This window comes from Alkalimonas mucilaginosa, from assembly GCF_036327005.1.
Classification (GTDB): Bacteria; Pseudomonadota; Gammaproteobacteria; order Enterobacterales; family Alteromonadaceae; genus Alkalimonas; species Alkalimonas mucilaginosa.
In genome coordinates this window covers 1-15,358 of sequence record NZ_JAUGZK010000023.1, presented here as the reverse complement: position 1 = coordinate 15,358, position 15,358 = coordinate 1, and the positions used below count along the sequence as shown (strand labels likewise).

General features: G+C 50.5%; 11 protein-coding genes and 1 tRNA gene. All 12 read right to left on the bottom strand.

Annotated features, from left to right (window positions below; genetic code table 11):
* Positions 1-56: 56 nt before the first annotated feature.
* Entirely contained in the window at positions 57-2,159 is a 2,103-nt protein-coding gene (gene fusA / locus QWF21_RS17715) for an elongation factor G (protein ID WP_330089370.1), read from the bottom strand.
* Positions 2,160-2,186: 27 nt separating this feature from the next.
* Positions 2,187-2,657, bottom strand: a complete 471-nt coding sequence (gene rpsG / locus QWF21_RS17710; RefSeq protein WP_091345527.1) for a 30S ribosomal protein S7 — start codon at positions 2,655-2,657, stop codon at positions 2,187-2,189.
* Positions 2,658-2,737: 80 nt separating this feature from the next.
* Positions 2,738-3,112 (bottom strand): 30S ribosomal protein S12, encoded by a 375-nt coding sequence (gene rpsL / locus QWF21_RS17705; RefSeq protein ID WP_091345529.1) that lies wholly within the window; start codon positions 3,110-3,112, stop codon positions 2,738-2,740.
* A 146-nt stretch (positions 3,113-3,258) separates the two neighbouring features.
* Entirely contained in the window at positions 3,259-7,437 is a 4,179-nt protein-coding gene (rpoC, locus tag QWF21_RS17700) for a DNA-directed RNA polymerase subunit beta' (RefSeq protein ID WP_330089369.1), read from the bottom strand.
* A 72-nt stretch (positions 7,438-7,509) separates the two neighbouring features.
* On the bottom strand, positions 7,510-11,535 hold the full coding sequence (gene rpoB / locus QWF21_RS17695; protein ID WP_330089368.1) for a DNA-directed RNA polymerase subunit beta: 4,026 nt from the start codon (positions 11,533-11,535) through the stop codon (positions 7,510-7,512).
* Positions 11,536-11,710: 175 nt separating this feature from the next.
* Positions 11,711-12,079 (bottom strand): 50S ribosomal protein L7/L12, encoded by a 369-nt coding sequence (gene rplL / locus QWF21_RS17690; protein WP_330089367.1) that lies wholly within the window; start codon positions 12,077-12,079, stop codon positions 11,711-11,713.
* Positions 12,080-12,142: 63 nt separating this feature from the next.
* Entirely contained in the window at positions 12,143-12,637 is a 495-nt protein-coding gene (gene rplJ, locus QWF21_RS17685; protein WP_330089366.1) for a 50S ribosomal protein L10, read from the bottom strand.
* A 284-nt stretch (positions 12,638-12,921) separates the two neighbouring features.
* On the bottom strand, positions 12,922-13,623 hold the full coding sequence (gene rplA, locus QWF21_RS17680; protein ID WP_330089365.1) for a 50S ribosomal protein L1: 702 nt from the start codon (positions 13,621-13,623) through the stop codon (positions 12,922-12,924).
* Between the two features lie 3 nt (positions 13,624-13,626).
* A complete protein-coding gene (gene rplK, locus QWF21_RS17675) occupies positions 13,627-14,055 on the bottom strand; it encodes a 50S ribosomal protein L11 (protein ID WP_305894757.1) in 429 nt (142 codons plus the stop codon).
* Between the two features lie 121 nt (positions 14,056-14,176).
* The gene (nusG, locus tag QWF21_RS17670; protein ID WP_330089364.1) at positions 14,177-14,716 is read right to left on the bottom strand and encodes a transcription termination/antitermination protein NusG; all 540 of its coding nucleotides are present in this window, start codon (positions 14,714-14,716) and stop codon (positions 14,177-14,179) included.
* Positions 14,717-14,718: 2 nt separating this feature from the next.
* Positions 14,719-15,093 (bottom strand): preprotein translocase subunit SecE, encoded by a 375-nt coding sequence (gene secE / locus QWF21_RS17665; RefSeq protein ID WP_330089363.1) that lies wholly within the window; start codon positions 15,091-15,093, stop codon positions 14,719-14,721.
* Between the two features lie 72 nt (positions 15,094-15,165).
* A tRNA-Trp gene (locus QWF21_RS17660) sits at positions 15,166-15,242 on the bottom strand.
* Positions 15,243-15,358: the final 116 nt, after the last annotated feature.

Below are 15,358 nucleotides of genomic sequence, written 5' to 3'. Positions count from 1 at the left end.
TTATAGACCCTTCTTAGTCAAATGTAGGGCCCGGCGTACCGGGCCTGATTTAATCGTTAACCTGCTTTGCGTGCAGCAATAATTGCTTCTTTCACGTTGTTTGGTGCTTCTGCGTAGTTCAATGGTTCCATTGAGTACGAAGCACGACCCTGTGATAAAGAGCGCATATGGGTAGCATAACCAAACATTTCAGACAGTGGCACGTTGGCGTCGATAATTTTCATACCGCCAGGTGCATCTTCCATGCCGTTGATCATACCGCGGCGGCGGTTTAAATCGCCAACCAGATCACCCATGAACTCTTCAGGCGTAACCACTTCTACTTTCATGATAGGCTCAAGGATAACAGGCGACGCCTGCAAAGCACCTTTTTTGAAGCCCATAGAAGCAGCAATTTTAAACGCCATTTCATTGGAGTCAACATCGTGGTAAGAACCGTCATACACGGTTACTTTGACATCGATTACCGGATAACCAGCCAGGATACCGTTCTTCATCTGCTCCTGAACGCCTTTATCCACCGCAGGGATGTATTCTTTTGGAATAACACCACCCACGACTTCGTTGACGAACTGGTAGCCACCACCTTCTTCCATCGGCTCGATGCGCAACCAACAGTGACCAAACTGACCACGGCCACCGGACTGACGAACAAACTTGCCTTCGACTTCGGTTTTGCCACGAATGGTCTCGCGGTAAGAAACCTGTGGTTTACCCACGTTGGCTTCTACTTTGAATTCACGACGCATCCGGTCGACGATGATGTCCAGGTGCAATTCACCCATACCAGAGATGATGGTCTGGCCTGTTTCTTCATCGGTATGCACACGGAAGGATGGATCTTCAGCAGCCAGTTTGCCCAGCGCAACGCCCATCTTTTCCTGATCCGCCTTGGTTTTTGGCTCTACCGCAACCGAGATAACCGGCTCAGGGAACTCCATCCGCTCAAGAATGATCGGGTTGTCGATATCACACAGGGTATCACCTGTGGTGGTATCTTTCAGACCAATAGCAGCAGCGATGTCGCCAGCCAGTACTTCTTTGATCTCTTCACGGCTGTTAGCGTGCATCTGCACAATACGACCGATACGCTCTTTCTTCATCTTGACCGAGTTGTAAACACCAGAGCCAGATTCAACCACACCGGAGTAAACCCGGAAGAAAGTCAAAGTACCAACGAATGGGTCAGTGGCAATTTTAAATGCCAGCGCAGCAAAAGGCTCGTTGTCGTCAGACTTACGGATACCTTCGCTTTCATCTGGTAAAATACCACGGATGGCTTTTACTTCGGTTGGCGATGGCAGGAAGTAGATCACGTTGTCCAGCATGGCCTGAACACCTTTGTTTTTAAAGGCAGAACCACACTGTACCAATACCACTTCGTTGCGCAGAGTTAATTCACGCAGTGCAGCACGGATCTCTTCTTCAGTGAACTCGTCACCTTCCAGATAGCGTTCCATCAGCTCTTCGTTGGCTTCAGCGGCTGCTTCGACCATGTTCTGACGCCACTCCTGACACTCTTCCAGCATATCCGCAGGGATATCCTCGTAAGTGAAGGTCATTCCTTGATCTTCTTCGTTCCAGTTGATGGTTTTCATCTTGATCAGGTCAACTACACCTTTAAAGTCATCTTCCGCGCCGATAGGCAACTGGATAGGGACTATGGTGCTGTTCAGACGAGAACGTGCCTGCTCAACAACGCGCAGGAAGTTGGCACCGGTACGGTCCATCTTGTTGACGAAGATCATCCGCGGAACTTCGTACTTGTTGGCCTGACGCCAAACCGTCTCAGTTTGCGGCTGAACACCTGATGAGCCACACAGTACAACGACAGCACCATCCAGTACCCGCAGTGAACGTTCAACTTCAACAGTAAAGTCAACGTGTCCTGGAGTATCGATCAAGTTAATGCGGTGCTCATCGAACTGTTGTTGCATACCAGACCAGAAGGCTGTGGTAGCAGCAGAAGTAATGGTAATACCACGCTCCTGCTCCTGCTCCATCCAGTCCATGGTCGCAGCGCCATCATGTACTTCACCAATTTTATGGGATAAGCCGGTATAAAACAGGATCCGCTCAGAGGTCGTAGTTTTACCCGCGTCCACGTGAGCACAGATACCGATGTTGCGGTAGCGTTCTATTGGGGTTTTACGTGCCACAATACACTCCTATTAAATTAGTTCAGCTTACCAGCGGAAGTGAGCAAACGCTTTGTTTGCTTCTGCCATACGGTGGACGTCTTCACGCTTCTTAACCGCAGAACCTTTGTTCTCAATGGCATCCAGCATTTCACCAGCCAAACGCTGGGACATAGATTTTTCACCACGTTTACGGGCCGCTTCAACTAACCAGCGCATTGCTAAGGCATTGCGACGAACAGGACGAACTTCACAGGGTACCTGGTAGGTAGAACCACCAACCCGACGTGATTTAACTTCGACCGTTGGACGAATGTTATCCAGTGCTACTTCAAACAAATCGATGTGTTCTTTCTTCGATTTAGTAGCTGCAATTTCTAATGCGCCGTATACGATTGATTCGGCGATGGACTTTTTACCGTCGACCATCACGACATTGACAAACTTAGCCAGTAACTCACTTCCGAACTTAGGATCTGGAAGGATTTTACGTTGACCTATAACGCGTCTTCTTGGCATTCGAAACTCCGATTGCTTCAGGTGATTCCAAAACTTTAATAAATAAAGTCGTTTAGTTTGGCCTTACTAACGGAGTTCCGTTACGATTTGGGCCGTTTGGCGCCGTACTTAGAACGGCCTTGTTTACGATCTTTTACGCCAGCACAGTCTAAGGTGCCGCGTACGGTGTGATAACGCACACCTGGTAAGTCTTTGACCCGGCCACCACGGATCAGGACCACACTGTGCTCCTGCAGGTTGTGACCTTCACCACCAATGTATGAGCTTACTTCGAAGCCATTGGTCAGACGAACACGACATACTTTACGCATAGCTGAGTTCGGCTTTTTAGGTGTAGTGGTATAAACACGGGTACAAACACCACGCTTTTGTGGACAAGCTTCCAAAGCAGGAACGTTGCTCTTCGCAAGTTTCTCCTGCCGTGGCTTGCGCACGAGCTGGTTAATTGTTGCCATTAAATACTCCTGGTTAATTGATACCCAATAAACGTGAAAAATCCGCACCCCAAAAATGGGGTCGCGGAATTCTAATGGTCAAGCTTTGAGCTGTCAAGTTTCAGTGCAATCTGCTGCCATTTTAAGCAGCAGATTAACAACCTTACTTAATCGTCGTTACCTGACATATCCATGTTCAGTGCATCGGTCAAGGCCTGTTCAGCCACTTCTGCACTCATGGTTGGTTCTGCCGTTTCAGCCGTAGCTTTTTGACGTTGACGCAGGCGGTTCTGGTGATACGCAAAACCAGTACCAGCCGGGATCAGTCGTCCGACAATAACGTTTTCTTTCAAGCCACGCAGCTGATCAATCTTGCCGCCTACGGCCGCTTCGGTCAGGACACGGGTGGTCTCCTGGAACGATGCAGCAGAGATAAACGAATCGGTCGATAGAGAAGCCTTAGTAATACCCAACAATACACGCTCGTATTGAGCTGGAATTTTGCCTTCTGCTTCCAATGCGCGATTCGAAATATTCACGCGTGCAAACTCAGCTTGTTCGCCTTCAAGAAATTCGCTGTCACCTGGGTTGGTAATCACACACTTACGCAGCATCTGACGAATGATATTCTCGATGTGCTTATCGTTAATCTTAACCCCTTGCAGGCGATAGACTTCCTGGACTTCATTCACAATGTAACTGGCCACATGGTGAATACCACGCAGACGCAGAATATCGTGCGGTGACTCCGGGCCTTCCGAGATAACTTCACCCTTCTCAATACGCTCGCCTTCGAACACATTGATCTGGCGCCATTTCGGGATCATCTCTTCATGAACATCACCCTGTTGTGGCGTGATAATCAAGCGGCGCTTGCCTTTGGTTTCCTTACCGAAGCTGATGACACCAGAGATTTCTGCCAGAATGGCAGGGTCTTTTGGTTTACGGGCTTCAAACAAGTCGGCCACCCGTGGCAGACCACCGGTAATATCACGTGTTTTCGAGCTTTCCTGTGGAATCCGAGCCAAGACATCACCCGGCTGAGCCGTTGCACCATCACGGATTTCAATGGTGGTGAAGCTTGGCAGGCGAATTTCCTGCAGGCCACCATCGTCTGTTGCCAGGATAAGCTTCGGCTCTTTCGCATTGGCTTTGGCCAGATCTTTTACCACAGTACGGGTCAGACCGGTCAGCTCGTCCTGCTGGATTTCAGTGTTGGTATCATCCACATCACTGAAACTTACTTTGGCGCTACGTTCTACGATGATCGGATGGGAATGCGGATCCCAGGTAGCAACAATCTGACCAGCGGCCGTTTTGCTGTTGTCATCCACTTGCATCACTGAACCGTATGGCAGCTTGTAACGCTCTTTCTCACGGCCCAGCTCATCGAAAATAGTCACTTCGGCTGAACGTGACGTAATGACAATTTTGTCATCGACGTTGCGCACAAACTTGGCGTTATGCAGTTTCAGCGTACCAGCGGTTTTTACCTGCACACTGCTTTCAGCTGAAGCACGCGAGGCCGCACCACCGATGTGGAAGGTACGCATCGTCAACTGAGTACCAGGCTCACCGATGGACTGAGCAGCGATAACACCAACCGCCTCGCCCTGATTAATCAGGTGACCACGAGCCAGATCGCGGCCATAGCATTTGGCACAGACACCAAAGTCGGTATTACAGGTGATTACTGAACGCACATTGACTTCGTCAATGGAATGCTGCTCCAACAAATCACACAGCTTTTCATCCAGCATGGTGCCATCAGCGATCAGGACCTCTTCAGTGCCCGGAATAACCACATCGCCCAGTACAACACGGCCCAGTACCCGCTCACGCAGGCCTTCCACCACGTCGCCACCTTCGATCAATGGCTTCATCCAGATACCTTCCGTGGTACCACAATCGTCTTCGGTTACTACCAGATCCTGTGCCACGTCAACCAGACGACGGGTCAGATAACCGGAGTTTGCTGTTTTCAATGCAGTATCAGCCAAACCTTTACGCGCACCGTGCGTAGAGATGAAGTACTGCAGTACGTTCAGACCTTCACGGAAGTTCGCAGTGATTGGCGTTTCGATGATGGAGCCATCCGGCTTCGCCATCAGGCCCCGCATCGCAGACAACTGACGGATCTGAGCTGGTGAACCCCGGGCGCCGGAGTCAGCCATCATGTAGACCGAGTTGAAGGATTGCTGCTCGGTTTCATTGCCGTCGCGGTCAATCACTTTCTCTTTTGACAGGTTGTCCATCATAGCTTTGGACAAGGTTTCATTGGCAGTTGACCAAATATCGATAACCTTGTTGTATTTCTCACCACCAGTGACCAAACCTTGTTGGAACTGATCCTGGATTTCAGCCACCTCAGCTTCAGCAGCTTCGATGATATCTTTCTTCGCATCCGGGATCACCATGTCGTCGATACCAACAGACACGCCTGACAACATCGCGTAGTGGAAGCCGGTGTACATGATTTGGTCAGCCAGGATAACGGTATCCTTCAGACCAATCTTTCGGTAAGCACCATTTAACAAACGCGAAATTTGCTTTTTACCCATCGCCTGGTTCACTGAAGCAAACTCAAGGCCGGTTGGTAAAATGGAATACAAAATAGCTCGGCCAACGGTGGTGTCATGCACACCGGTGGTGGTAGTGCGATTGCCTTCTTCGTCAGAAACGATTTCAGTGATCCGCACTTTGACTTTGGCATGCAAGGATGCATGACCGCCACGATAGGCTTTTTCAGCTTCTTTCGGACTCTTGAATAACATGCCCTCGCCTTGGGCGTTTACCGCTTCACGCGTCATGTAGTACAGGCCCAATACAACGTCCTGTGAAGGAACGATGATAGGTTCACCGTTGGCAGGCGATAACACGTTGTTGGTCGACATCATCAGGGCGCGCGCTTCCAGCTGAGCTTCCAGCGTCAGCGGCACGTGCACAGCCATTTGGTCACCGTCGAAGTCGGCGTTGTAGGCCGCACACACCAAGGGATGCAGCTGAATGGCTTTACCTTCAATCAGTACCGGCTCAAAAGCCTGGATACCAAGACGGTGCAAAGTTGGTGCACGGTTCAACAGGACCGGATGCTCACGAATGACTTCGTCCAGTACGTCCCAAACGGCGCCTTCTTCACGCTCAACCATCTTCTTAGCTGCTTTGATGGTGGTGGCCAGGCCACGACCTTCCAGCTTGCCATAAATGAATGGCTTGAACAGCTCTAGCGCCATCTTCTTCGGCAGACCGCACTGGTGCAGACGCAAGGTAGGACCTACGGTAATGACCGAACGGCCTGAGTAATCGACCCGCTTACCCAACAGGTTCTGACGGAAACGACCCTGCTTACCTTTGATCATATCGGCCAAAGATTTCAGTGGGCGCTTGTTGGTACCGGTAATAGCACGGCCACGACGACCATTATCCAGCAGCGCATCGACCGACTCTTGCAACATCCGCTTTTCGTTGCGGACAATGATATCCGGCGCAGACAAGTCCAGCAGACGCTTCAGACGGTTGTTCCGGTTGATGACGCGGCGGTACAGATCGTTCAAATCCGAGGTAGCAAAACGGCCGCCATCCAGCGGTACCAAAGGACGCAGATCCGGTGGCAGCACTGGCAGTACTGTCATGATCATCCACTCAGGCTTGTTGCCAGAGGTATGGAAGGCTTCCATCAGCTTTAACCGCTTGCTGATTTTCTTGCGCTTGGTTTCCGAGTTGATGGTTGGCAACTCTTCGCGCATCATTTTGATTTCGGTGGCCAGTTCTAAATCACGTAACAGATCCAGAATCGCTTCTGCACCCATTTTGGCTTCGAACTCGTCGCCGTGCTCTTCCAGCACATCCAGGTACTCTTCTTCGGTCAGCATCTGACGACGCTCCAAAGACGTCATGCCTGGCTCGGTAACCACATAAGATTCGAAATACAACACCCGCTCAATATCACGCAGGGTCATATCCAGCAACAAGCCAATGCGGCTTGGCAGTGATTTCAAAAACCAGATATGGGCAACCGGGCTGGCCAGCTCGATATGCCCCATACGCTCGCGACGCACCTTGGTCAGAGTGACTTCAACGCCACACTTCTCACAAATGACACCACGATGCTTTAAACGCTTGTACTTACCGCACAAACACTCGTAATCTTTTACCGGCCCAAAGATACGGGCACAAAACAAGCCGTCACGCTCAGGCTTAAAGGTCCGGTAGTTGATGGTTTCAGGCTTTTTCACTTCACCAAATGACCAGGAACGGATCATATCCGGTGAGGATAAACCGATTTTGATCACATCAAACTCTTCGGTCTTTGTTTGTTGTTTCAGAAACTTTAATAAGTCTTTCACCTTAGCTCTCCTGTAAGAGGGTAAACCGATGGAGCCTGCTGACAGGCTCCATCACGCCATGGAACGTGGGGCTTATTCCTCTTCCAATTCGATATTGATCCCGAGCGAACGGATTTCTTTCATCAGTACGTTGAACGACTCTGGCATGCCAGGCTCCATCCGGTGGTCGCCATCCACGATGTTTTTATACATCTTAGTACGGCCATTGACGTCATCCGATTTCACCGTCAGCATTTCCTGCAGGGTGTAAGCGGCACCGTAAGCTTCCAGTGCCCAGACTTCCATCTCACCGAAGCGCTGACCACCGAACTGCGCCTTACCACCCAACGGCTGCTGGGTAACCAGGCTGTAAGAGCCGGTAGAACGGGCATGCATTTTGTCATCAACCAGGTGGTTCAGCTTCAGCATGTACATGTAACCAACCGTGACTTTACGCTCAAAGGCATTGCCGGTACGGCCATCGTACAAAGTGATCTGACCGCTGGATGGCAGGTCTGCCAGCTCCAACAACTCTTTGATCTCAGACTCTTTGGCACCGTCGAACACTGGTGTCGCAATAGGTAGACCTTTGCGCAGGTTGTTGGCCAACCGCACCACTTCATCATCGCTGAAGGTAGTGATATCGACTTGCTGACGCGACTCGCCCAAGCTGTATGCGCGTTGTAGGAACTCACGCAGCTCGCCAATTTCACGCTGCTCTTGCAGCATGGTATCGATTTTCTCACCGATGCCGCGTGCTGCAAGTCCCAGGTGGGTTTCCAGAATCTGACCAATGTTCATCCGCGATGGAACACCCAGCGGGTTCAGCACGATATCGACCGGACGACCACGCTCATCGTATGGCATGTCTTCCACTGGTACGATGGTGGAGATAACACCCTTGTTACCATGGCGACCGGCCATCTTGTCACCCGGCTGAATACGACGCTTCACTGCCAGATAGACTTTAACGATTTTCAGCACACCAGGTGCCAAATCATCACCCTGGCTAATTTTACGGCGCTTCACTTCGAACTTCTTGTCGTACTCGGCACGAATTTCTTCGTACTGGGCCGCCAGTTGCTCCAGATCACTTTGCTTCTGATCATCGCTGATGCTCTGGTTAAACAAGCCATCACCTTTTAACGTCGCCAGCTTGGCACGGTCAACACCGGCAGATTCCAGCAGGTTGCGAGCACGCTCGAAAATACCTTGCTCCAGGATACGGAACTCTTCATTCAGATCTTTTTTGGCCTGACGAATTTCCATGTCCTCGATTTCACGGGCACGTTGATCTTTTTCCACGCCATCACGGGTAAAGACCTGCACGTCGATGACAGTACCGTTGACAGAGTTAGGTACCCGCAGCGAGGTATCTTTCACGTCAGAGGCTTTTTCACCGAAGATAGCACGCAGCAGTTTTTCTTCTGGCGTTAGCTGGCTTTCGCCTTTTGGCGTCACCTTACCGACCAGAATATCGCCGCTCTTCACTTCAGCACCAATGTAAACGATACCGGCTTCGTCCAGCTTCGACAGAGCAGACTCACCGACATTCGGAATATCGGCGGTAATTTCTTCCGGCCCAAGCTTGGTATCACGAGCAATACAGCTTAGTTCCTGAATATGGATGGTAGTCAGGCGGTCTTCTTCAACCAGACGCTCGGACAACAAAATCGAGTCTTCGAAGTTGTAACCATTCCACGGCATAAACGCCACACGCAGGTTTTGACCCAGTGCCAATTCACCCAAATCGGTAGACGGGCCATCAGCCAGCACATCGCCACGTTCAACTGGCTCGCCCTGGCTAACGCATGGACGCTGGTTGATACAGGTGTTCTGGTTGGAACGGGTGTACTTGGTCAGGTTGTAGATGTCGATACCGGCTTCACCGGCTACCATTTCATCTTCATGTACCTTCACCACGATACGGCTGGCATCGACATAGTCGATGGTACCGCCACGCTTAGCCACCACGGTCACGCCTGAGTCTTTAGCAACCACGCGCTCGACACCAGTACCGACTAACGGCTTATCAGCACGTAAGGTAGGTACTGCCTGACGTTGCATGTTCGAGCCCATCAAAGCCCGGTTGGCATCATCGTGCTCAAGGAATGGGATCAAGGCAGCAGCCACAGATACGATTTGCTGTGGTGCAACATCCATGTACTGGACTTGATCAGCTGGCATCAGCGTGAATTCATTTTTGTGACGACACGGTACCAACTCTTCCACCAGACGATTTTCATCGCTCAGCTCAGCGTTGGCCTGCGCAATCACAAAGTTGCCTTCTTCAATCGCTGACAGGAAATCAACTTCGTCGGTCACCACGCCATTTTCAATACGGCGATACGGCGTTTCCAGGAAACCATACTCGTTGGTTTGAGCAAACATTGACAAAGAGTTGATCAGACCGATGTTTGGACCTTCCGGCGTCTCGATAGGACAAACCCGACCGTAGTGTGTTGGATGCACGTCACGGACTTCAAAGCCGGCGCGCTCACGGGTCAAACCGCCCGGGCCAAGCGCAGAAATACGACGCTTGTGGGTCACTTCCGACAATGGGTTGTTCTGATCCATAAACTGCGACAGCTGGCTGGAGCCAAAGAACTCTTTCACCGCAGCAGAAATTGGCTTGGCATTGATCAAGTCTTGTGGCATCACGGCATCCAGATCGCCTAAGGACAGACGCTCTTTCACCGCACGCTCAACCCGAACCAGGCCAACGCGGAACTGGTTCTCGGCCATTTCACCCACAGAGCGGATACGGCGGTTACCCAGGTGATCGATGTCATCGACATCGCCTTTACCATTACGAATGTCGATTAGGACCTTCATCACCGCCAGGATGTCGTCTTTCGACAGCACACCTTCGCCGGTATTTTCATCAAAACCAACGCGGCGGTTAAACTTCATCCGGCCGACGGTGGACAGATCATAGCGATCTTCCGAGAAGAACAGATTATCAAACAGGGTTTCGGCCGCATCACGTGTTGGTGGTTCACCAGGACGCATCATGCGGTATATTTCAACCAGAGCTTCGATCCGGTTCGAGCTTGGATCAATACGCAAGGTCTCAGAAATGTAAGGACCTTGATCCAGATCGTTGATGTACAAAGTTTCAAAACTGGTGTAACCGGCTTTTGCCAATTGCGCAAGCAGCTCAAGATTTAACTCGGCATTGGCTTCAGCGATAATTTCGCCGGTGCCTTCGTCGACGTAGTTTTTCGCCAGTACCCGACCAATCAGATACTCAGCCGGTACTTCCATCATGGTCAGGCCGGTTTTTTCCAGCTGGCGGACGTGACGGGCAGTAATACGACGGCCCTGCTCAACAATGACTTCACCATCGTTATCGATGATATCAAAAGCGGCAGTTTCACCACGCAAACGGCTAGGCACGACTTCCATCATGAACTTGCCGTCCTGGATATCAAAACGGGTGTTCTCAAAGAAAGTTGTTAAAATGGTTTCGGTATCGAAATCCAGCGCCCGCAACAAAATCGTTGCTGGCAGTTTACGGCGGCGGTCAATACGGACAAAGAGGTTGTCTTTGGCGTCGAATTCGAAGTCCAGCCAGGAGCCACGGTATGGAATCACCCGCGCGTTGTACAATACCTTGCCGGAAGAATGCGTTTTGCCGCGGTCGTGATCAAAGAACACACCCGGGCTACGATGCAGCTGAGAAACGATCACCCGCTCAGTACCATTGATCACAAAGGTACCGTTCTCGGTCATCAGTGGGATTTCCCCCATGTAGACTTCCTGCTCGCGGATGTCTTTGATGGTGCCTGGTGCTTCTTTATCAAACAACACCATGCGCAGTTTCACCCGCAGCGGTGCTGAGTAAGTGACACCACGGATTTGGCATTCTTTCACATCAAAAACAGGTTCCCCGATGCGGTAGCTGACGTACTGCAATTCCGCGCTGCCAGAGTAGCTTTTGATGGGAAAAACAGAGCGAAATGCCGCTTCCAGGCCATAATCACCTTCTGGATCAGGCTCGATAAATTTGTTGAAAGATTCGATCTGAATCGACAACAGGTATGGCACATCCAATACTTCTGGACGTTTGCCGAAGTCCTTACGGATACGTTTCTTCTCAGAATAAGAGTAAGTCATGGGGTTCCTCAGCTTGCTGATTTTTTTCCCAACTGCCCTGCGGGCGGCTTTATATGGCAATAGCTGGTTGCCATTTGGGGTGGGGAAATCAAAGTCCCACAGCGCAAAAAGGCCGGTGATTAATTCATCACCAGCCCGGCCTGCTTAACAGGCAGTAAGACGGGTCAAGCCCGAATTACTTAACTTCAACAGACGCACCAGCGGCTTCAAGTTCTTTCTTGAGCGCTTCGGCTTCGTCTTTAGAAACGCCTTCCTTGATTGGAGCTGGAGCGCTCTCAACCAGATCTTTCGCTTCTTTCAGGCCCAGGCCTGTAGCGCCACGTACTGCTTTGATCACAGCAACTTTGTTAGCGCCTACGCCAGCCAGAACAACGTTGAACTCGGTTTGCTCTTCAGCAGCAGCACCGGCATCGCCAGCAGCTACAGCAACTGCCGCAGCAGCAGATACACCGAACTTTTCTTCCATAGCGCTAACCAGCTCTACTACGTCCATGACAGACATTTCAGCGATAGCGTCTAGAATTTGGTCTTTAGTTACAGACATGACAAATTCCTACATTAAACGGCATTTAGCCTACATTAAACTCTTAATTGCACACAGCGTAAATTACGCTGCCTGCTGCTCTTTTTGCTCGCGAACCGCGGCAATGGTACGTACCAATTTGCCAGCTGCTGCTTCTTTCATCGTGCTCATCAGACGTGCCAATGCTTCCTCGTACGTAGGTAGCGTTGCTAACACATCGATACTGACGGTTTCACCGTTGAAGGCGGCACCTTTGAGCTCAAACAGCTTCTCTTCTTTGGCAAAGTCTTTAAAAAGACGTGCCGCTGCACCTGGGTGCTCGTTAGAGAAAGCAATTAACGTTGGGCCAACAAAAGTTTCGCTCAGACACTCGAAGGAGGTGCCTTGCACTGCACGACGGGCCAGGGTATTACGCACAACGCGCATCCAGACACCATTAGCACGAGCTTGCTTACGCAAACTAGTGATTTTATCGACAGTAACACCACGAGCATCAGCGACTACGGCAGAAAGAGCACCAGTTGCGGCTTGCTGGACTTCAGCAACAATTGCTTTTTTGTCATCAAGCTTAATCGCCATTGGCTCTTAACTCCTGGTTCATCCAGACAAATGCCTGGCTTTCCAACACATCACCGGCACAATGCCGGTGCGCGATTTACGGTGAGAGCCAGAAGAGTTTAAATACAATTCTGGGGCTAACACCGTCTGCGTAGGCAGTCATTAAGCAACAGCATGCTGTTGCACCTACGGTCTCGGACGGAAGCGGCCACTTTGCAAGCAAAACAACCACTTCTACCCTAAAAAAAGAACGCGGGATTATATCGCAACCCCTGCCATTCTGTAAAGCACCAATTCTTCGCAGCTTAGACCTGAGAAGCCAGGGAAGCCTGGTTCAGGGCAATACCTGCACCCATGGTCGAAGAAATCGTGACTTTCTTGATGAAAACACCTTTCGCAACGGATGGCTTAGCACGTTTCAGTGCTACCAGCAGAGCTTCCAGGTTTTCTTTCAATTTGTCTGCGTCAAAATCCACTTTACCGATGGTAGTGTGGATGATGCCGTTTTTGTCGTTGCGGTAACGAACCTGACCAGCTTTAGCGTTTTTCACTGCTTCGGCTACGTTAGGGGTAACAGTACCGGTTTTTGGGTTTGGCATCAGGCCGCGTGGACCTAAGATCTGGCCCAAGGCACCGACCACACGCATAGCGTCTGGAGAGGCAATCACCACGTCAAAGTTCATTTCGCCTTTTTTGACCTGTTCGGCCAAATCTTCCATCCCAACGATATCCGCACCGGCAGCTTTAGCAGCTTCGGCGTTGGCACCCTGAGTGAATACAGCAACACGAACATCACGACCAGTACCGTGAGGCAGTACGGTAGCACCACGCACGTTTTGATCAGACTTACGGGCATCGATACCCAAATTTACCGCTACATCAACGCTTTCTACGAACTTAGCAGTTGCCAGTTCTTTCAGCAGAGTGACTGCATCCTGAAAATCGTATTCACGAGTGGAATCTACTTTTTCACGGATCAATTTTGCACGCTTTGATAATTTAGCCATGTCTTACCCCTCCACTACCAGGCCCATTGAACGAGCAGTACCAGCGATGGTACGCGCGGCAGCGTCGTGATCTGCAGCAGTCAGATCCGGCTCTTTCAATTTGACGATTTCGTCGATTTGCGCCTGAGTCACCTTACCAACTTTCTTGGTATTCGGCTGACCAGAACCGCTCTTCAAACCAGCGGCTTTCAGCAACAGGAAAGATGCTGGTGGCGTTTTGGTTTCGAAGGTGAAAGAACGATCGCTGTACACAGTGATCACAACTGGGATTGGCATGCCTTTTTCAATGGAATCTGTTTTGGCGTTGAAACCTTTACAGAATTCCATGATATTCACACCGTGTTGACCCAACGCTGGACCAACTGGTGGTGACGGGTTTGCCATACCGGCTTTTACCTGCAATTTAATTAATGCAGTGACTTTCTTTGCCATAGTACACCTCTGTATCGGGTCTTAGCCTCGTAAATGCGAGGACATTTACTCGAACGGCTCCCCTTGGTTAAAAAGGCCGCAGATCATAAAGCAATCGGCGGCCGGAATCAATGAATAAAATTTAGGCTTTTTCGACCTGACCAAACTCCAGATCGACCGGGGTAGAACGGCCAAAAATAAGCACAGACACTTTGACCCGACTCTTCTCGTAATCGACTTCTTCTACCACACCGTTGAAATCGGCAAATGGACCTTCAGTCACACGCACCACTTCACCAGCTTCAAACAGTGTTTTCGGCTTCGGTTTGTCGGCGTTGTCTTCCAGACGGTTCAGAATAATGTTGGCTTCTTTCTCAGAAATAGGTGCAGGACGATCCGAGGTGCCACCGATGAAACCCAGTACCCGAGGCACACTCTTCACCAGATGCCAGCTTTCCTCACACATTTCCATTTGCACCAGCACGTAACCCGGGAAAAACTTCCGCTCGGATTTACGCTTTTGACCAGCGCGCATCTCCACCACTTCTTCAGTAGGGACTAATACTTCACCAAATTTATCTTCCATCTGATGGATTCGGATATGCTCACGCAGCGAGGTAGCTACCTTTTGCTCGAAGCCAGAAAAAGCCTGTACCACATACCAGCGCATCTTACCCGCCATGATTAAACTCCTACACCGGTGAAAAAGGATACGACCCGCAACAATATTGCATCAAGGCCCCAAAGCAGCAAGCCGACAATCAGCGTGGCAACCATTACAATAATGGTGGTTTGCGTGGTTTCCTGGCGGGTAGGCCAAACGACTTTACGTACTTCAGTACGAGCGTCCTTGGCAAAAGCAAGGAAAGTCTTGCCCTTGGCGGTCTGTGCTGCAACCAGCCCGGCAGCAGCCACCAAAACCACGATGGCAACGGCTCGCTCTAAGGTGCCGAAATCAAACATATAATTACCGACTACCACCAGTGACAGCAGCGCAAAAACGGCCAGCCACTTTACGGAATCCAGACTGCTTTTTGGGGTTTCACTCGTTGCACTCATGCTTACTTTCACCTCAGCTCGGCTTCGCCGATACATGCTTTCATCACAGCATCACAGATGCTCTGGATATGTTGGCAGGGGCAGAGGGATTCGAACCCCCAACCGTCGGTTTTGGAGACCGCTGTTCTACCAATTGGAACTATGCCCCTGCAAAAAACGGTTCACTGCTTTTAAGCAGTACTCAAAATAGCCGCTCATTATACTGCCTTCATAGGTTAAGGCAAGCCTAACCGGTAGCATTCAAAGCTTTTTCCATCTGAGACGG